The following is a 17,885-nucleotide window of genomic DNA, read 5'->3' on the forward strand; positions in this document are numbered from 1 at the left end:
TTCAATATCTCAAACTGCGTGAAGTTCAGATGACAGAAGAAATGATCCTTGCCAATGCCACGCTTGTGTTGCCCGAAGAGACCGTGACCGGCAGCGTTCGGATCGTCGGTGGCACCATTGCGGAGATGGACACAGGCACCTCGGTTCCGACGGGGGCGATCGATTGCGGCGGCGACTATGTCTGCCCCGGATTGGTGGAGTTGCACACGGACAATCTGGAACGCCATATCCAGCCGCGCCCCCGAGTGGACTGGCCGCATGCCGCCGCGATCCTTGCTCACGATGCCGAGTTGGCCAGCACCGGGATCACCACTGTCTTCGATGCCATGCGCGTGGGCTCGATCCCGTCTGGGGCCGCGCGATACGGGAAATACGCCCGTGGCCTGTCGCAGGAGCTTTGGGACCTGCGGGAACAGGATGCGCTGAAGATCAGCCATTTCCTGCATCTGCGGGCCGAGGTGTGCTCGGAAACGCTGGTCGAAGAACTGAATGAGTTCGGCCCCGAGGACCGGGTTGGGCTGGTGTCGATCATGGACCATACGCCGGGCCAGCGGCAGTTTCGCGATCTGTCAAAGTTCGAGGCCTATATGAAGGGCAAATACGCGATGGACGACGATACGTTTTTGCAGCACGTGGCGCAGTTGAAGGGCCTGCGCGACCAACACGGTGACACACACGAGGTCGAAACCGTGAAGGCCGCGCAACGGTTCGGGGCGGTGATCGCCAGCCATGATGACACGACCGAAGATCAGGTGAAGGTTTCTGCAGGCCACGGCATTTGTCTGGCCGAATTCCCGACAACGGTCGAGGCCGCGCGCGCCTGTCATGACCACAACATCAAGGTGATGATGGGGGCGCCGAACATCATACGTGGCGGCTCTCATTCCGGGAATGTGGCGGCCGAGGAACTGGCCCGGCTGGGTCATCTGGACATCATGTCGTCGGATTATGTGCCGTCGGCCCTGTTGCTGTCGGCAGTGCGTCTGGGTGAGATGTGGGGCGACATGGCACGCGGTCTCAGGACCGTCACTCTGGCCCCGGCGCAAGCCGCAGGGTTGCACGACCGGGGAGAGCTGCGCAGCGGCGCGCGTGCCGACCTGATCCGGTTTCAGATGCGGGGCGATGTTCCGGCCTTGAAGGCGGTCTGGTCGCGTGGGCAGCGCGTGGCCTGATCAGGCAAGGTAAAACAAGTACCGGTCCGGTGCGATGGTTTCGGGCCCTTTGATCTGATCGAAGCCCACCAATGGCTGGCCCGAGATCAGCAACCCTCCGGGCTGCATCACCTGCGCGATCAACGGGCTGAGGCGGGCAGCTTCGGCCACGTCCTCTTCCTTGATCCCACGTCCGAAATCATAATGCGCCATGGCCATCTTGTGGCCTTCACGGGCCAGCCTTTCCAGCATCGGCTCGGCCTCGCCTTGCAGGAAATCCTGTTCGGGCGGGGTGCTGTCGGGGTGGCATTGCAACACCCGGTCCATCACCCAGATGCGCCGGTTGGGCAGGATCTCTCGCAGGTGGTCATAGGTGCGCCCGTTGCCCAGGCCCATGTCCAGCACATCGCCGTCCTTATCCGCGATCCGGGATGCGGCCCAGTTCAGCCCGTCGCGCTGGGCAGTCAGGCGACGCAGCATGGAATCCAATCGGCTCATCAGGGGAACTCCGTTCTTCAGGTCTTGGGGGCGGTCCACGCCTGTGCGGGGCCGTCCAGTAGTTTCGTCAGCAGGGCCTCGGTGAAGGCCCAGATGTTCGGGTCGTGGACAAGGTGGTGGGTCAGCACTCCGAACGGTTCAGCATTCTCTGCCCGTCCATTGCGGCGATCCTTGAGAAAGTCCACGACCTGCAAGATCAAAACATCCGGAGCAACCAGCCCGCGTGTTCCACGCCAGTCAATGGGATCGAGATGGGTGTTGATCTGCTCCAGCCCCGGGGCGGTCATCGCGGCCTTGCGCGGCGTTGCCGTGGACAGGATGCGAAAGCCCAGCGCGGGCAGTTGCGCGACGGCTTCATCGCCGATCCTGTTCCAAGGTGGGACAAACATCGGTCGCAGCCGATCACCGAACATCTCTGTCATACGGGTAAGCCCCGCTTTTGCATCGGCGATAACCGCATCCAGTGGTCGATGCGCCCTAAACTCGGACTTCTTTTCACCTTCGGGTGCGTGATTCTGATGCGCCCATCCATGGACAACGGGGATCAAAACCGGATGCTGGTCGACATATCCCGCAAGTTTTGCATCCGCATCACGGGGGATCACAGCCAGATGGACAGGCAAGCCCAACCGCTCGGAGAGTTCGGTTAGCCTGTCCAATTGCGGTGTAAGCGTCGTCGCATCATCGTCCCGCCACCACAGGGGCAGGGACAGGTCGCCCTCGCGCCACAGGGCCAGTTCGGCGTCCAATGGGCTCCAGTCGGGGTTCATGGCCGTTGCTCCCACAAGTGTTTGGCGATCTCGACGCTGCGCTGTGCGCCGTCAAACCCTGCGCGTTCGGGCTCTCGCCGCCCGTCGGAAATCACGCGTTCAACCCGCTGGGCCAACACAGACCCGGTCAGGTCCTGACTGTGCAGCAGCTCGATTGCCGGCAAACCCGACAGACTCTGACCGCGCAGCCCCTGTTCGACTTCCTTGCCATCGTCAAAGGGCACAAACACCGCAGGCGTACCACATTGCAGGATATCCAAAGCGGTGTTGTAGCCGCACATGCTGACCGAGGCCGCGGCATGGGGCAGCATTTGTCGGAAATCCGGGCGCACGGGTTCCAGTGTCACCGGTGCCCCATCAACGTACCCGGACAGCTCGGCAATGCGGTCCTTTGCGTCCCGCCCGCCCACCAACAGGCGCCAGCGCCTGTTGGGCATCTTTCGGGCGGCCTCGATGGCCGCGCGAAAGATCGGCTGGCCGACAGATCCGCCGCCTGTGCTGACTAAAACTTCGTCCCGTCCCACGGCGTCTGGATGCGGGCTTGGAGCTTCTGGTGCGACAAACCCCGTATAATGCAGCCGTTTTGCAAGGTGCTCCGACACCGGCCAACTGACCGAAAGCGGGGTGATGTTTTCATCAGAATGCACCAGCACACCGTCATAATAACGTTGCACAATCTCATCGGCGCGTTCGGCCTTCGCGGGTTTCGAGGGCGGTGCCAGAATGTCCCGGATCGAACAAAGAATGATGGGCCGCGATTCCAGTGCGTGTGCGGCTTCCAGACCCGCTTCAAACTCGGCGGCCAGCACACGGCGGCCAAAGGGGAAAAGCTCGGTGATCAGAACCTGGGGCTGAAAGCTGTGTATCGCCTGAACCAAAGCGGTGCTCCGCGCAGTCAGATACCCTGCATCGGCGACCTCGCCGGTCTCTGTCAGAAGGCGCGTGAAATTTGTCCCGTCCGAGCGCAACGGCGGCAGGCCAAGCAGGGTCATGCCGTCCGTGTTCAATTGCGGCGCGGGCATACCGCCCGACACAACCAGCACCTGCTGCCCATCGTCCACAAAGGCGCGGCCCAATGTCAGCGCGCGGCTCAGATGACCTGTGCCCAGCAGATGGGTGACGACGATCATCACTCTCATTGCGTCACTCCGCGAAGGATCAGGCGCACAGGGTCAGGTTCGGCGGTCAGGTCAGGCATCTCAACGATATAAAGCCGATTGCGTTTGATCTTGAAAGGCGCGGGGCCTTCAAAATTCCAACCCCAGGCGCGGGCGAGGATCACCCGCATGATGCCGATATGGCAGACCGCGACCGTGTCCCGCTGCAACCCAGACAGCCATGGTTGCAAGCGACGCCAGACCTCGGCGGGGCTTTCGCCATTGGGCGGGCGGTAGTCCCAGCCCCAGTCTTCGATATGGCGATAGCCGCTTTTGGGGTCTTCAATCAGATCGACGCCGCGCAGCCCCTCCCATTCGCCCCAGTTCATCTCGGTCAGGGCCGGAGATGTATGCGGAATGCGACCCGATACCAACTGCGCCGTCTCGTGGGCGCGGGCCAATGGGCTGGACCAGATGTCAGCCTGCTGCCAGCCCGACGGAAGATCGTAGCCCGCCAATTCAGCCCGCGCGTCATCATCAAGGGAAATATCGCTGCGCCCTTGTATCTGCCCCGCGCGGTTCCAGCTTGTGTGTCCGTGTCGCAAGAGGGCCAGTCTGGTCATGCCGATGCCTCCACCAACGGGCGCACCGTTGACCAGAATATTTCGGTCGCGCGCGACATCAGGTGATGCGCCGCCACATGCGCCCGCGCGTCGGCACCAAGGGTTCGGCGTCTGGCGGGGTCATCCAGCAGCGCCTGAAGATTCATGGCAAATCCCGGTACCCCGGCGTCCACGGATGGGTAATCCGACGGACAGAGAACATCCCGAACCCCCGGCCGATCCTGCGCCACAACGGGCAGGCCGGCTGCCTGCGCTTCGAGGTAGACCATCCCATAGGCCTCATTCACGCCGGGCCAGACGAACAGGCTGGCGGCTTGGTAGGCGGTTTGCAGAGCGTCCCGATCCAGTTGACCCAAGAAGGTGACGCGATCCGCAAAGGGTGCCATCAGGGTCTCGACCTCGGGGCGGGCGGGGCCGTCCCCTGCGATGTTGAGGTGCCATTCGCCGGTCAGATGCGCCAAGGCTTCGGCGAGAATGGTGTACGAGGCCAGCTTGTCCCCGTGGCGCATCATCCCGACGCTCAGCATCGGGCCGTCCGCGGTGCCGCTTGGCGGCAGGTCGGAGATCGGCAAAAAGGGTGGCAACTCAACCAAAGCCTGATTGTTGCAGCGGTCGCGCTGCAGGGTGATCAGGTCATTTGCCGTGTGATAGAAAATCACCTGCGCCGCATCGCAGGCCGCGTGCGCCGCCCGGGCGAAGCCCGACCAGGGGCCGGTCAGGCGGCTGGAGGCGCGGGTGCTTTCCAACTGAACATAAGGAATGCCGCGCGCCTTTGATACGGCAGGGCCCAACAGATCGGGGGCCTTGTAGTAGTTGTGATAGGTCACCCAAAGATCGACGTCCGACGGCAACCGGGAAATCAACCGCTGCGCCTCGGCCTCAGCCGCCAAACGCAGCGATTGCTGATGTGCCGCGTCTCCGGTTTTGTCATAGATGCGCAGGTCCGAGATCAGATCGACCCGGTCCCCTTGCGCCGAAATGGCCTGCATCAGGTTGCGGGCCATTTCCCGGTCGCCCGAGGGTTTTGGGCTGTCGGGGGACTTCATCGGCGCATAGAACGCGACGCGCGCCATCAGGCGGCATCCGTGCACAAAGCGCTCAGCCGTTCCGACAATCGAGCGATGCCCGGGTCCATCCGGAATTCGGCGAGCAGACGATCATAAGCGGCTTGGGCCATCTGGGCAGTTTTCGCTGGCTGCGCCGCCATCTGGGCCATCGCCTCGGCCAAAGCCGTCGGGTCATCCTTGGACAGAACGCCATGCGTTCCGGTCTCGATAAACTCGGGAATGGCGGAAACGGGCGTCGAAAGGATCGGCAGATTTTGCGAGGCCGCTTCCATCAGGACATTCGGCAACCCGTCCCGGTCTCCGTCATCGGCAATTCGGCTGGGCAGCACGAACAGGTCCGCATCCCGCATCGCAGCAATCACCTCGGGCTGATCGCAAGCGCCTTTCCAGATGATGCGGTGCGCAACGCCCGCAGCCTTTGCCTGATCCTGCAGCGCCTGACCCAGGCCGCCGCCGCCGATATGGGTCCAGTGCCAGTCCAGTGTCCTGGGCAGCAGGGCGAAGGCCGCGATCAGGCGATCAAAGCCCTTTTTCTCGACCAGCCGCCCGACCGAGATCATGTGAAACGGTCCATTCGCATCGCGCAACGCGCGCTCGGGCGGGGATGGAAAGCGGCCAAGGTCCAGCCCGTGATAAATCAGATCGACCCGATCCGGCGTATCCGCCAAACCGCGCAGGTGTTTCGCCCCGATGGCGGTGCAGGTGGCCCCGAAGGCTGCGCCATGGGTCGCTGCCTGCAGCTTTTCGCGTTTCTCCCAATCCGGCGAGGTCCAGATATCCTTGGCGTGGGCAGAAAAGCTCCATGGAACGCCGCGCATGATGGACGCGTAGCGCGCGACCGAAGACGGGGTGTGCATGAAATGCGCATAAAGCGCCCGAGTGTCGCCGGGCAGTTCCGCAGCCAGAACGCAGGCCTGCCCGAAGCGGCGGATGCGGTTGTGGGTGGGATCACGACGCAGGTCTTGCCGCCATACCCGGTATGCCTCGGCATAGCCCGGAAGGCCCTGTGCAATCGCGCGTGCGGACCAGACCCGCTGGGGTTCCTGATACAGATATTCGGGCAGGTAGTGTACGCGACCGGTAAAGCGGTCATGCAGCGGATGGCGTTTGGTGTCCGTCGGGTGGCGCAGTGACCAGATGTCAAACGTGTGGCCCGCGTCCTGAAGGGCGACCAGTTCCTGCGCGATGAACGTCTCGGACAGGCGCGGCCAGCCTTTGACCAGCACCGCCAGCTTCGGCGTATTTGCACTCATCCGGTGGCCCGTTCCTGTTCGCCGGTCAGCAGGGTTTCGATCCGGTCGGTCACGTAATCCAGACCGTCAAGCAGGCCAGCCTGGATCGTCTCGGACGGCAACGGTTGTTGCGGCAGTGCACGAATGGCCTGGATCATCGCATCAGGCGTCAGGCCATCGCGGGTTTCGTCCAGCATTCGGACAAGACCCAACCCCTCGGCCTGCGAGGCGCGGATCCACTGTTCCAGACGCGGTGTGGTACGCGGAACAATGACGGCGCGCTTGTCGAAGGACAGCACCTCGCAAAAGGTGTTGTATCCCCCCATGCAGACCACACCGGCAGCACCGGCAAACAGGGTTTCGATCTGGGATTCGAAGCCCACAGCCGTCACCCGGCCATTCAGTGCGGCCACGCGGGCTTCAAAATCCTCGCGCAGTTCGCCGGACAGGAATGGCCCATAGACCAGAACGGCGCGGGGCGACAGATTGGGGTCTTGTTCGTAAGCGGACAGAACCAGATTGACCATGGCCTTGCCATCGCCGCCCCCACCGGGGGTGATCAGGATATAGGGCTGTTCAGGCGGTTCACCGACAGGGCCAAGGTCGCGCCGCAGATAGCCGGTCCAATGAATGCGGGACTGTGTTGCGGGGTTCAGAGGCAACCCAGCGGTCGGGTCGTAGATCGAGCGGAGGCCATAAACCCAGATCTCGTCATAAAACCGCTCGGTCGCGGTAACGGCGTCTTTCCGGTCCCATTCGGCGGCCAGCACCTCGGGCTCGTCCAGCACATCGCGCAGACCAAGGACCAGCTTGGTGCCGCACTTGTTTTCCAGATACTCCAGCGTCGGCAACAATTCGCCGCGAAACCCGGTGGGTTCCTTATCGACGATCAGCATGTCCGGATCGAATTGCTGCACGGCTGTCTGGATCAGACCCGCGCGCAGCTCGGTCACTTCATCGATTCCCATGCCGATAGTGCGCGCGGCATAAGATCCGTCGGCGCGCTTGGTCACGCCGGGCAGGCGCACATGGTCGACGCGGCGGGGAAAAGTGAACCGCCCGGCCACGGGCGAGCCGGTCAGGATCAGCGCCGATGCGGTTGGGTCTGCCTGCGTTGCCGCCGCCGCCAATGCGCGCGAGCGTCGCAGATGACCCAAACCAAAGGTATCATGGCTGTAAAACAGGATGCGCGGCGCGCGACCGGATTTGAGAGTGTTTGTGCCGAGGCTCATATTGGTGCCTGTTTTTCTGGTCTTGGTGCAGGATCCGCGCGTTCGCACCAGTTATCTTATATTGTTAAGCCTTGCTTGCCAAAGGCGGAAAGGCCCAATCGCAAATGCGCGAGGCATTGCGAATTGGCAACAGAAGAATGTTGTATCGCGGGCATTTTTCTCCGGGGTTTGGCATTGTTAGCGGAATGGTCGAGAAAACGGCCAGTTGGGCAGCGCCTGGGCGCAATACAGGTCATATTCAATTTTTGCGAAGTTGAAAATACCCGCAGTGACCCATTGCGCCAGGACCACGCCCCGGCACGATATTGAGTTCGATGGCCGTGATGGTTTGAACAGAGCGTAAGGGTTCTGTATTCTGAGCGGCATCTTGAGTTTAGGATGCAAGACCCTATGAAACCTAACTTTCTGGCTGGATTGATCCTGGCGTTGCTGACTGTTCTTCTGGTCTTGCCCGCTGGAGTTTCTGCGCAAACCTCTCTGATCCCCGGTTATCCGACAGGATCAACCGAAGAGACCGAGACAGCCAGCGAAGGCGATCTGGCCGCCGCGATCCGCGCCGCCAGCGAGGCTGGTGCCAGCGTCATCGTGATCGACAGTGCGGGGCAGGTTGTGACCTCGACCTCCGGCGGAGGGGCTGCGTCCGAGGACTCGGCGGAAAACCCAATGGCCGACGGATCGCAACTGATGCGGGCGCAAGAGCGGTTTTCGAAGTTCCGCGAGTCGGTCGCCTCGCGCCTGGAAGCCTTGCCCTATTCGGTATTCGAGGTTCAGTACGTCCTGCGCCAAACCAGCCCCGATGGGCGCATTCAGACCTATGTCGAGGTTCTGGTTTGGAACGTCCTGTTCCTGTTGTTAGGCCGATGGCTGTCGACGGAAATATACGGCAAACGCTTTGCCAAACGCTGGGTCGTGGCCCGAAGCAAAGAAAACCCCCAAGGCTATCGCGAAAAAATGCCGTTCCTTGTGTTCCGCTTCCTGATGGGAATCGGCGGAACCATATTTGCGATGCTGATGGCCCTGATCGTCGGGTATCTGTTTTTTGGCGAGGCCGAGGATATCTCGATCCAATTCACGGTAACGGCCATCTTCACGGCCTTTTTCCTGTCACGCACGGTGTCCGACCTGTGGCGGATGGTGCTGTCGCCGTATCTGAGCCAATATCGCCTGCCGCCCTTTTCCGACCGCAACGCGAAGCGGCTGTATATCTGGGCGTCGGCACTGGCCACCTATGACATCTCGGTCGTTATGTTCTCGACCTGGGTGGCGGATTTCGGGCTGAACTACAATGTCTATGCCATGGTCTATGGTGGCCTGACCATGGTGGGGGCCTTGGGCAATATCCTGATGATCCTGTTCAATGCAGGTGCCATTTCCAATGCGATCCGGGGTGGGCGCGCGCCCGGTCAGGTGTCGTGGATCTTGCGGTTCATCTCATTCGCCTGGGCCCCGGTGCTGATCATTTACATGGTATTCAGCTGGTTCAAGCTGGCAGTGGATCTGGTGCTGGAGAATGAAAACTCGGTCCCGATTGTGGCCAGCAGCTACGCGATCTTCATGTCCGTCGTCGTGGCCTATGGTGCGATGAACTATCTGCTGGAACGCTATTTCAACCGTAACCGCCAGATCGAAGAAAAGAATGCCACGGCGGACGAACCTCTGGAGGGCGAACTCGTTTCGGACACGCCAGAGGCCACGCAACGAAAGCACACGATCCTGACCTACGAAGACCTTGCCCGCCGTGTCGCCGGTATTCTGGCCTTTGTGGTCGGTATGTACGCGCTGGTCGTGATCTGGAACCCCGAGGCCAGTTGGAGCGAGGACCTGCCCGTCGGGCGCGCGTTGGATGTCATGGTGATCCTGTTCATCGGCTACATCCTGTTCAACTTCTTCCGCATCTGGATCGACAGTAAAATCGCCGAAGAATCCGATGACGGGACCGAGGCCGAACTGGGTGATGAAGGTGGCGAAGGCGGTCAAAGTCGGTTGGCGACTCTGTTGCCGCTGTTCCGGGGGGCGATTCTGGCCGTTGTCGTGGTCACGATTGTGCTGATCGTGCTGATGGAACTGGGCATCAATGTCAGCCCGCTGTTCGCCGGTGCTGGTGTGGTTGGTCTGGCCGTTGGGTTCGGCTCGCAAACGCTGGTCCGCGACATATTCTCGGGCGCGTTCTTCCTGTTGGATGATGCGTTCCGCAAGGGGGAGTATATCGACATTGGGGATGTGAAAGGGACGGTCGAAAAGATCTCGGTCCGGTCGTTCCAGTTGCGCCACCATCTGGGCGCGCTGAACACCATTCCCTTTGGTGAGATCAAGGTTCTGACCAACTATTCCCGCGACTGGGTGATCATGAAGCTGCCCCTGCGTGTCACCTATGACACCGATGTGGAAAAGGTGCGCAAACTGATCAAGAAGCTGGGCCAGCAATTGCTGAGCGATCCGGTGATCGGCGAGAACTTTATCCAGCCGCTGAAATCGCAGGGCGTGATCGAGATGCAGGATTCCGCGATGATCATCCGGGTCAAGTTCATGACCAAACCGGGCGATCAGTGGCTGGTGCGCAAGAAGGTGTATCAGGAAATTCGCGAATTGTTTGCCCGCGAAGGTATCCGTTTTGCCCACCGCGAAGTCACTGTGCGGCTGGCAGATGACAAGAACGCCGAAGACCTGACGCCAAAACAGCGCGAGGCGGTAACCGGCGCTGTGCAGGCCGCGATTGACGAGGATTATCTGGACGATATCGGCCCCGGCGGCGACGACCGCTAGGGGTTCTCCCGCCCCTTTGGTCTGCGTCTCTGACGAGACGCCACCCAAAGCGTTGGGCCGGGCCGCGCGTGCCGCGCGGCGGGTGTGTCAGGGGGCCGGCGTCGGCCAGACAGGATCAGATGTGCCCAGTTTGTTGGCGGGACGGGGCCAGCGCAGTTCGGTCCCGCCCACGGTAAGGGGCGATTTCAGCCGGTATCCGGGGCCCCAGCCTGAATTTTCCATGGTTTTGGAATAGTCGCTTTTTGTGACTTCCCCGATTTCGTCCGCTGCGTCGGTCTTGCCCAAAACGGCAAGAAGCTCGGCCGTGCGGGCAAGGGACAGTTGCGCATGCATGACCGAGTTGCTTTGCGCCGCCTCGGCCAGTGCAGACAGGACGGCGGCTGCCATCAGGTATCCGGTTGCATGATCCAATGCCTGAACCGGCAACGGGGTTGGTCTGTCCGCCTGCGCCCAGCCCATGCCGGTATGTGCAATTCCGGCGCTCATCTGCACCAGACTGTCGAACCCGCGCCGCCCGGCCCAGGGGCCTTGCCAGCCATAGGCATCCAACGTGACCTCGACCCGGTTCGGGGCCAGTTCGTCCCGCTTGGATTTGGTCAGGCCCAAGGCGTCCAAAGCACCGGGACGGTAGCCATGGACAAAGACATCCGCCTCGGCCAGCAGAGCCTGCAGTCGCGCCAGCCCATCAGTTGATTTCAGGTCCAGATAAGCGCAGTGCTTGCCCAGAGAAATATCGGGGATCACGCCGGGTTCATCCCAATCCGGTGGATCAATGCGCAACACGTCGGCCCCAAGCCCGGCGAGCGTACGGGTCGAGACCGGACCCGCCAGAACCCGCGTCAGGTCCAGCACGCGCAACCCTGCCAGCGGGCGTTCAGCGGTGGCCTGGGGCCGATCACGCAGCGTGATATGTCTGGGGCTGTGCCATCCGATCAGCGGGTCTCGGGCGACTGCACGACCTTGGGGGTGGTCCTGCCACTCGACCCGGCTGCGCATTGCAGCGGCAACGCCGCCTTCCGCGACGATGGCGTTTTCCAGATCACCAATGGACCACGACCTGAGGGCCTGCGTGACCGCATCCCGGTCGGCCTCGGTGCCCAGGACCTTCAGCGCGGCGGCCCGGTGGTGCGGCAGGTTGGTGTGCAGCCGAATCCAGCCATCTGCGGCGCGGTAATCCCCTGCGATGGCGTCCCACAGGCTGGGCATCTGCCACCCATCGGGCTTGAAGGAATAGCGAAACCAGAGCGAGGCCAGACGTTGGTTGACCTCGATGTCGGGCGCTGTGGGCGTCAGGTTGAGCGCCACCATCAGGCGCGATACCTCCTGACCCACGGCAGCAAGGCTGGCAGTTGCAAGCTCAGAGACCGCGAAGGCGCTGGGCAATGCCCCGGACCCGGTGGTGCGATAGCCGTCAGATGCAGGCAGTGCGGCAAGCAGACTCATTGCTGATAGGGATCAAGGCTGTCGCGCAATCCGTCACCAAGGAAGTTGAAGGCCAGTACGACGACGATGATTGGCAGCATCGGGATGGCGGTCCACGGGTAGATCTCGATCGAGGCCAGGTTCTGCGCGTCATTCAGCATCACGCCCCAACTGACCGCCGGTGCGCGCAGGCCGAGGCCCAGGAAGGATAGTGCCGTTTCCCCAAGGATCATCGCAGGGATCGACAGCGTGGCCGAGGCGATCAGGTGGGACATGAAGTTGGGCAACAGGTGTTTGCGGATCACCCGGCCCGAGCTTGCGCCCATCATCTCGGCCGCGCGGACATATTCCTCTTCCCGCAGCGACAGGAATTTGGCCCGGACGGATCGGGCGAGGCCGGGCCAGTCGAGGATGCCAAGAATGATCGAGATGATGAAGAACACCGCAACCGGGCTCCAGTTCGATGGCACGGCGGCGGACAGGGCCAGCCACAAGGGAAGCTCGGGTAGAGAGCGCAGGACTTCGATGACCCGGTTGATCGTCCAGTCGATGCGCCCGCCGAAATACCCGGCCATGGATCCGAACAGGATTCCAAGGAAAAATGAGACCGAAATGCCGATCAGGCCCACCGTCAAGGACAGTTGCGCGCCGTAAAGGATGCGGCTGAACACATCACGGCCCAGCCGATCCGAACCCCACAGGAACAGGGTAGCGCCGTCCGGGGCGCAGAACAGGTGGGTGTCGGATTTGATCAGGCCGGCCAGCCGGTATTCCGACCCTTCGCAGAAGAAGCGGATCGGGCGCGGGTCTTCGGTATCGGGAACGAATTTCCACTGGAACGTCTCCAGATCCGCCTCGGCCACGATGGGATAGATGAACGGGCCTTTGAATTCCCCTTCGTGGAACCAGTTGATCGATTGAGGCGGAGCATAAAGGTGTTCGCCGTTCCGGTCATTTGGGCCATAGGGTGCGATGAACCCGGCGAAGGGCAACATCAGGTAACACAGCAACAGGAAGATGCCCGAAATCAGGCCCAGCTTGTGGGTTCTGAATTTCCGCCAGACCAGCACCCAGTTTGGCGCGTCCAGATCGGCACGTTCCAGCTGCTGGACCGAGGCTTGCGGGTCGAATGGGGCGTCATCGACAAAGCGATCATCGGGGCGGTCGGTCATGCTTCGCGCCCCTCATACCGAATGCGTGGATCGAGCATCACCAGCAGAATGTCCGAGATCATGGTGCCGATCAGCGTCAGCAAGGCCACGAACATCAGGATGAAGGCCGACAGGAACTGATCCTGTGTCTTGAGCGCCGTCAGCAGGGTCGGGCCGATGGTCTGCAGGCCCAGAACGACCGAGACCAGAACCGAGCCCGACACCATCGAGGGTAGCAGGTTGCCGATATCGGCCACGAAGGGGTTAAAGGCCACGCGCAGGGGGTATTTGGTCAGCATCCGCGACGGGGCCATGCCCTTGGCGATGGCTGTTTCCACATAAGGCTTGCCCAACTCGTCCAGCATATTCGCCCGCAGGCGTTGCATCATGGCCGAGGCTCCGGATGTGCCGATGACGAAGGTTGGCACGATCAGATGGATCAGGATGGATTTGAGTTTATCCCAACTCATCGGCTGGCCCTCGAATTTAGGGTCCATAAGCCCACCGATGGGCAGGTTGAAATACTGGTGGCCGTAATAAAACAGGATCAGCGCAAGCAGGAAGTTGGGCGTCGCCAGACCCAAATACCCGACAAAGGCCGAGGTATAGTCGATCCATGTCCGCGACCGCGCGGCGGCAATCACGCCAAGGGGCAGGGCGACTGCATAGACAAACAGGATCGCGGCAAGGTTCACGACAACGGTCAGCCACAGCGTATCGCCAACGATCTCGGACACCGGGCGGTCGAATTCAAAGGACCAGCCCCAGTTGCCCTGCAACATGCCCGAAAAGCCGTGCGGACCGGGCCAGAACCCCATCCAGATCAGGTATTGCTCCCACATCGGGCGGTCCAGCGCGTATTCCGTGCGCAGGAACTCGGCCTTGGCCACGCCTGCCGATTGACCCGAGGCCTGAAGTTCGGCGATCTGATTGCTCAGATAGTCGCCGGGCGGCAGGTTGATGATCACGAAAATCAGGACCGAGACCACCAACAGGGTCAGCAGCATCGTGAAAAAGCGATACACCGCATAGCGCAGCATGACCATTTAGCTGCTCCTGTCAGTCGGCGAAGAAGAACTCATCCGGGCGGTGAACGCCGAAATGCGCGCCGGGCTCCCACGCCCACATGGCCTGTTCCGGGACATTGCGCAGACGGTTCGAGACGACGATGGGCTGCGGTGCGCCGTTCAGGATGCCAATGGCATACAGCTGATCGGCGTGGATATTCAGCATTTCGGTCCAGGCGGCCTCACGCTCTTCATCCGTGGTGGCGATCTCCCATTCATGGGCCAGTTCCATCAGACGCTCGGCCTCGGGCATATCGGGGGCTTCGCCAACCTCGCCACCGGTCTGATAATACTGGCCCCATTTCGGCCAGGCCAAAAAGACCTGATCGGTCGGTGCCAGATAAGACGGCGACGTATGGGCCTGCGGCAACCCGTCATCCCATCCGAACCAGACCGAGGCCATGGTGTTCCCGGCAAAAACCCGGTTGCGCAGGATGTCGCGGTCCAGCGGACGCATCACCAGTTTGACGCCAATCTCGCGCCACGTGTCGGTGACGATTTGCAATGCGTTTTCAACCTCTTGCCGTTCGCCTGCGGTTTCGATCACAAGTTCCATGGGGCGGCCATCGGGCAGCAGGCGGATGCCATTCTTGTCGCGCTGATCCAGCCCGGCCTCGTCCAGCAGGGCATTTGCCTGATCGACATCGAAGTCGGCCCAGGCCTTGGCGTTTTCCTCACTGTAGAAAGGCGAGGCGGGCAGAACCGACATCGCCATCGGCTTTGCCAGCTTAAAATAAAGCGCCTGATTGATCGTGTTGCGATCAATTGCCAGCGACAGTGCACGGCGTACACGCACGTCGCGCAGCACATTGCGCCAAGCTTCGTCCGAGTAGTTCAGGTTGGGATAGATCGCGATCTGCGAGGCCACGCCGGTTTTCCACAGCAATGTCTTGTAGTTGCCAACCTCTTCCCCCTTTTTCAGGATCGAGGCATCGCGGAATGCCAGACCACGGCCCTGCAAATCGCTTTCGCCTGCGTTGGTCTTGGCTGCAACCAAGCCGGGGGCAACAATCTCCATCTCGACCACGTCGATATAGGGCAGTTGCACACCGTTCGAGTCGACGCGGTGATAATATGGGTTGCGGATAAAGCTGTGCCGGATCTTCTTGCCCGAGCTGGCATTCAACCATGGCTGTAGGGTCGGCAACTCACTATTGTCGAATTTATACAGGTTATCCAGCTTGTTATGCAGCGCCGCCCAGCTTTTGACGCGGGCATCTTCGACCTGAAACGCCAGCTCTTCCGGGTCCGCAAATTTCTCATGATATTGCTTCAGGAAAGCGGCTGGCCGGTAGATGAAGGGCGGACGGGCCTGCGCCAGCGATTGCAGGAAATCCGGGTTGGGGTCATCCCATTCGAAGATCACGGTTGTCTCATCCGGGAATGAAACAGTGGGTGTTTTGCCTTCGACGATCAGAAAGTCCGGCGGGCCCGAGGGGCTGAGTAATTCGTTATTGGCAACATCTTCCCACCAATAGCGGAAATCCTCGGACGTGAAGGGCGAGCCGTCGGACCACTTATGACCTTCGCGCAGTTTCAGGGTGAACTTGCGATTGTCTTCGTTTTCGAACGAGGCCAGCAGGTCGGGGACAATCTCGTAATTCTCGTCAAAGCCGACCAGGCGGGCATATCCGTAGACGACCATCTGACGGATATCCTTGGAGCGGGTCACCATGGTGCGCAGGGTCCCGCCCGGCGTTCCGAACTCGCGCCCCTTGGCGGCCAGATCGACGACCAAAGGCTCTTTCGGCAAGCGTTCGGTAACCGGTGGCAAGTCTCCGGCATCAACCTTTGCGGCCCAGTATTCGGCCTCTTGCGGGGTTGGTGTTTCGGCTGCGGCGGCCAAGGTCGAAGAAAAGGCCAGCGATGCGGCAAAAAACAAATGGCGAGTGGTCTTAAACATGACAACGTACCTTATGGCCCGGCTCCAATTCCACAAGTGAAGGTATCACGGTGTCAGAGAAACGAAAGGCTTCATCCCAACTGTCCGGCGCGCCGGCACCCAACGAAACCATTTTCAGGTCGATCGGGCGGTTGATGTCGGGTTCTGGTTGAGCGGCAATCAACGCCTTGGTGTAGGGGTGGCGCGGATTGTAGAAAAGGGTTTCGGGTGGGGCTTGTTCAACGATCAGCCCTCGGCGCATCACGGCGACCTCATCAGCAATGCGCGCCACGACCGCAAGATCGTGAGAGATGAAGAAGTAGGACAGGTTCAGACTGTCCTGCAGGTTCTCCAGCAGTGTCAGGATTTGTTCCTGTACCGACACGTCCAGCGCCGAGGTCGGCTCGTCACACACGATCAACTGCGGGTCCAGCATCATGGCGCGGGCGATGGACAGGCGCTGGCGTTGACCGCCGGAAAAGGCGTGCGGGTAGCGTTTCAGCATGTCGGCGTTCAGACCAACACGCTGCAACATCTCGGCGGCCTTGTCCCGCTGTTCCGAAGTCGAGCCGATCCGGTGAATCTCCAACGGCTCAGTCATCGCATCCTGAATCCGCATGCGGGGGCTGAGCGAGCTATAGGGGTCCTGAAACACCATCTGCGCCTTGCGCTGAAAGGCGGTGCGCTGGGCGCGGCTCATTTTGTGCACGGGGATCGGGTCTTCGGTTGCGGAGGTGCGGAACAGCACCTCTCCGCCCGGATCGGGCAGTTCTGCGCCAAGGGCGATCCGGGCCGCGGTGGTCTTGCCCGAGCCGCTTTCACCTACGATGGCCAGCGTCTTGCCGCGCGCAAGTTTCAGATCGACGCCGCGACAGGCATGAATTTCCTTATCTGCCTGCCAGCCCTTGCTGGCCCGCATCGTATAGGTCTTGGAAACCCCCTTCATCTGCAGAATCAGGTCTTCGTCGGGCATGGGTATCCCAACAGCATCCTGATCGGGGATTTCGGGGGCCGCATCGAACAACTGCTTTGTATAGGGATGTGCGGGCGCAGTCAGGATGGGCGCGGCGGGACCCGCCTCCATCACGCGGCCCTTGTGCATGACCACGACCTGCTCAGCCATGTTGGCCACCACGCCAAGGTCATGGGTCACCAGGATCAGCGCCATCCCGGTTTCGCGTTGCAATTCCTTGATCAGACCAAGCACCTGCGCCTGTGTTGTCACGTCCAGCGCGGTTGTCGGCTCATCCGCGATCAGCAAATCAGGCTTGGCCACCATCGCCATCGCGATCATCGCGCGCTGACGCATACCGCCGGACAGCTCGAACGGATAGGAGTCATAGGCGCGCTGCGGGTCGGGGAAGCCGACGCGTTCGAATTGCGTCAGCACCTCTTTGCGAGCCTGCGCCTCGGACGCGCCGCGATGCAGCCACAGCACCTCGCTAACCTGATTGCCGATCTTGTGCAGCGGCGACAGCGAACGCATGGGTTCCTGAAAGATCATCGAAATCCGGTTGCCGCGAATGCCGCGCATCTCACGCTCGCCGATCTTTACAAGATCAGCGGTGCCCTTGGAATCGTTCAGAATGATCGAGCCGCTGCGAATCTGTGCGGTTCGGGGAAGGATGCGCAGCGCTGCCCGGCACGAGATCGTCTTGCCCGACCCGGACTCGCCCACAAGGGCAAGCGTCTGCCCGGCATCGACGTCGAAATTCACGTCTGTGACCACAGGATCACCCACGCCAAAACCAATGCTGAGGTCTCTGACGGACAACAACGCGCTCATTCGGGTTTTCCACCCCGTTGGCCGTACGGTAGCATCGGCTGTATCAACTCCCCGTGATTTTTTCGTCAGTGTCGCGCGGTTCCGCCCGTCTAGTCAAACCCGTTCTTAGACTGAAATGTCTCGGGAATATGAAAGTTATGTCTT

General features: G+C 61.1%; 14 protein-coding genes. 2 read left to right on the top strand and 12 right to left on the bottom strand.

Annotated features, from left to right (window positions below):
• Nucleotides 1-29: 29 nt before the first annotated feature.
• Entirely contained in the window at nt 30-1,172 is a 1,143-nt protein-coding gene (locus ACR0MO_RS12720; RefSeq protein ID WP_170454523.1) for an alpha-D-ribose 1-methylphosphonate 5-triphosphate diphosphatase, read from the top strand.
• Here the strand turns inward: ACR0MO_RS12720 and ACR0MO_RS12725 are convergent, their stop codons facing one another.
• The 7 genes from ACR0MO_RS12725 to ACR0MO_RS12755 are packed head-to-tail and all read right to left on the bottom strand — an operon-like array spanning nt 1,173 to nt 7,670.
• The gene (locus ACR0MO_RS12725) at nt 1,173-1,649 is read right to left on the bottom strand and encodes a class I SAM-dependent methyltransferase (protein ID WP_170623880.1); all 477 of its coding nucleotides are present in this window, start codon (nt 1,647-1,649) and stop codon (nt 1,173-1,175) included.
• A 17-nt stretch (nt 1,650-1,666) separates the two neighbouring features.
• On the bottom strand, nt 1,667-2,419 hold the full coding sequence (locus tag ACR0MO_RS12730; protein WP_480891585.1) for a polysaccharide deacetylase family protein: 753 nt from the start codon (nt 2,417-2,419) through the stop codon (nt 1,667-1,669).
• Nucleotides 2,416-3,558, bottom strand: coding sequence for a glycosyltransferase (locus tag ACR0MO_RS12735; RefSeq protein ID WP_170736748.1), 1,143 nt, complete (start codon nt 3,556-3,558; stop codon nt 2,416-2,418). The genes ACR0MO_RS12730 and ACR0MO_RS12735 overlap by 4 nt, the downstream gene beginning before the upstream one ends.
• Complete coding sequence (locus tag ACR0MO_RS12740) at nt 3,555-4,139, bottom strand: histidine phosphatase family protein (RefSeq protein ID WP_170736750.1); 585 nt, start codon at nt 4,137-4,139, stop codon at nt 3,555-3,557. The genes ACR0MO_RS12735 and ACR0MO_RS12740 overlap by 4 nt, the downstream gene beginning before the upstream one ends.
• On the bottom strand, nt 4,136-5,212 hold the full coding sequence (locus tag ACR0MO_RS12745; RefSeq protein WP_170736752.1) for a glycosyltransferase family 4 protein: 1,077 nt from the start codon (nt 5,210-5,212) through the stop codon (nt 4,136-4,138). Before ACR0MO_RS12745 ends, ACR0MO_RS12740 begins: the two co-directional genes overlap by 4 nt.
• A complete protein-coding gene (locus tag ACR0MO_RS12750) occupies nt 5,212-6,459 on the bottom strand; it encodes a glycosyltransferase (protein WP_170736754.1) in 1,248 nt (415 codons plus the stop codon). Before ACR0MO_RS12750 ends, ACR0MO_RS12745 begins: the two co-directional genes overlap by 1 nt.
• Nucleotides 6,456-7,670, bottom strand: coding sequence for a glycosyltransferase family protein (locus tag ACR0MO_RS12755; RefSeq protein ID WP_480891589.1), 1,215 nt, complete (start codon nt 7,668-7,670; stop codon nt 6,456-6,458). Before ACR0MO_RS12755 ends, ACR0MO_RS12750 begins: the two co-directional genes overlap by 4 nt.
• A 390-nt stretch (nt 7,671-8,060) precedes the next feature.
• Between ACR0MO_RS12755 and ACR0MO_RS12760 the strand changes: the two genes are divergently transcribed.
• Nucleotides 8,061-10,433: a mechanosensitive ion channel domain-containing protein gene (locus ACR0MO_RS12760; protein ID WP_170454505.1), complete on the top strand. Its 2,373-nt coding sequence runs from the start codon at nt 8,061-8,063 to the stop codon at nt 10,431-10,433.
• A gap of 87 nt (nt 10,434-10,520) precedes the next feature.
• Here the strand turns inward: ACR0MO_RS12760 and ACR0MO_RS12765 are convergent, their stop codons facing one another.
• Genes ACR0MO_RS12765 through ACR0MO_RS12785 form a run of 5 tightly spaced genes read right to left on the bottom strand, consistent with a single transcriptional unit; the run spans nt 10,521 to nt 17,741 of the window.
• On the bottom strand, nt 10,521-11,876 hold the full coding sequence (locus ACR0MO_RS12765; RefSeq protein ID WP_170623867.1) for a CoA transferase: 1,356 nt from the start codon (nt 11,874-11,876) through the stop codon (nt 10,521-10,523).
• Nucleotides 11,873-13,027 (bottom strand): ABC transporter permease, encoded by a 1,155-nt coding sequence (locus ACR0MO_RS12770; protein WP_170454501.1) that lies wholly within the window; start codon nt 13,025-13,027, stop codon nt 11,873-11,875. The genes ACR0MO_RS12765 and ACR0MO_RS12770 overlap by 4 nt, the downstream gene beginning before the upstream one ends.
• Complete coding sequence (locus tag ACR0MO_RS12775) at nt 13,024-14,052, bottom strand: ABC transporter permease (RefSeq protein WP_170454498.1); 1,029 nt, start codon at nt 14,050-14,052, stop codon at nt 13,024-13,026. The genes ACR0MO_RS12770 and ACR0MO_RS12775 overlap by 4 nt, the downstream gene beginning before the upstream one ends.
• A gap of 13 nt (nt 14,053-14,065) precedes the next feature.
• The gene (locus ACR0MO_RS12780; protein ID WP_170454496.1) at nt 14,066-15,976 is read right to left on the bottom strand and encodes an ABC transporter substrate-binding protein; all 1,911 of its coding nucleotides are present in this window, start codon (nt 15,974-15,976) and stop codon (nt 14,066-14,068) included.
• Nucleotides 15,969-17,741, bottom strand: coding sequence for an ABC transporter ATP-binding protein (locus ACR0MO_RS12785; protein WP_480891591.1), 1,773 nt, complete (start codon nt 17,739-17,741; stop codon nt 15,969-15,971). Before ACR0MO_RS12785 ends, ACR0MO_RS12780 begins: the two co-directional genes overlap by 8 nt.
• Between the last annotated feature and the right edge of the window lie 144 nt (nt 17,742-17,885).

The sequence above is a fragment of the Ruegeria sp. K5 genome (genome assembly GCF_056531805.1).

Coding starts and splice junctions, on each gene's coding strand:
- ACR0MO_RS12770 (WP_170454501.1), bottom strand. CDS start 13,027: ATGACCGACCGCCCCGATGATCGCTTTGTCGATGACGCCCCATTCGAC.
- ACR0MO_RS12785 (WP_480891591.1), bottom strand. CDS start 17,741: ATGAGCGCGTTGTTGTCCGTCAGAGACCTCAGCATTGGTTTTGGCGTG.
- ACR0MO_RS12780 (WP_170454496.1), bottom strand. CDS start 15,976: ATGTTTAAGACCACTCGCCATTTGTTTTTTGCCGCATCGCTGGCCTTT.
- ACR0MO_RS12775 (WP_170454498.1), bottom strand. CDS start 14,052: ATGGTCATGCTGCGCTATGCGGTGTATCGCTTTTTCACGATGCTGCTG.
- ACR0MO_RS12720 (WP_170454523.1), top strand. CDS start 30: ATGACAGAAGAAATGATCCTTGCCAATGCCACGCTTGTGTTGCCCGAA.
- ACR0MO_RS12760 (WP_170454505.1), top strand. CDS start 8,061: ATGAAACCTAACTTTCTGGCTGGATTGATCCTGGCGTTGCTGACTGTT.
- ACR0MO_RS12725 (WP_170623880.1), bottom strand. CDS start 1,649: ATGAGCCGATTGGATTCCATGCTGCGTCGCCTGACTGCCCAGCGCGAC.
- ACR0MO_RS12750 (WP_170736754.1), bottom strand. CDS start 6,459: ATGAGTGCAAATACGCCGAAGCTGGCGGTGCTGGTCAAAGGCTGGCCG.
- ACR0MO_RS12765 (WP_170623867.1), bottom strand. CDS start 11,876: ATGAGTCTGCTTGCCGCACTGCCTGCATCTGACGGCTATCGCACCACC.
- ACR0MO_RS12730 (WP_480891585.1), bottom strand. CDS start 2,419: ATGAACCCCGACTGGAGCCCATTGGACGCCGAACTGGCCCTGTGGCGC.
- ACR0MO_RS12735 (WP_170736748.1), bottom strand. CDS start 3,558: ATGAGAGTGATGATCGTCGTCACCCATCTGCTGGGCACAGGTCATCTG.
- ACR0MO_RS12740 (WP_170736750.1), bottom strand. CDS start 4,139: ATGACCAGACTGGCCCTCTTGCGACACGGACACACAAGCTGGAACCGC.
- ACR0MO_RS12755 (WP_480891589.1), bottom strand. CDS start 7,670: ATGAGCCTCGGCACAAACACTCTCAAATCCGGTCGCGCGCCGCGCATC.
- ACR0MO_RS12745 (WP_170736752.1), bottom strand. CDS start 5,212: ATGGCGCGCGTCGCGTTCTATGCGCCGATGAAGTCCCCCGACAGCCCA.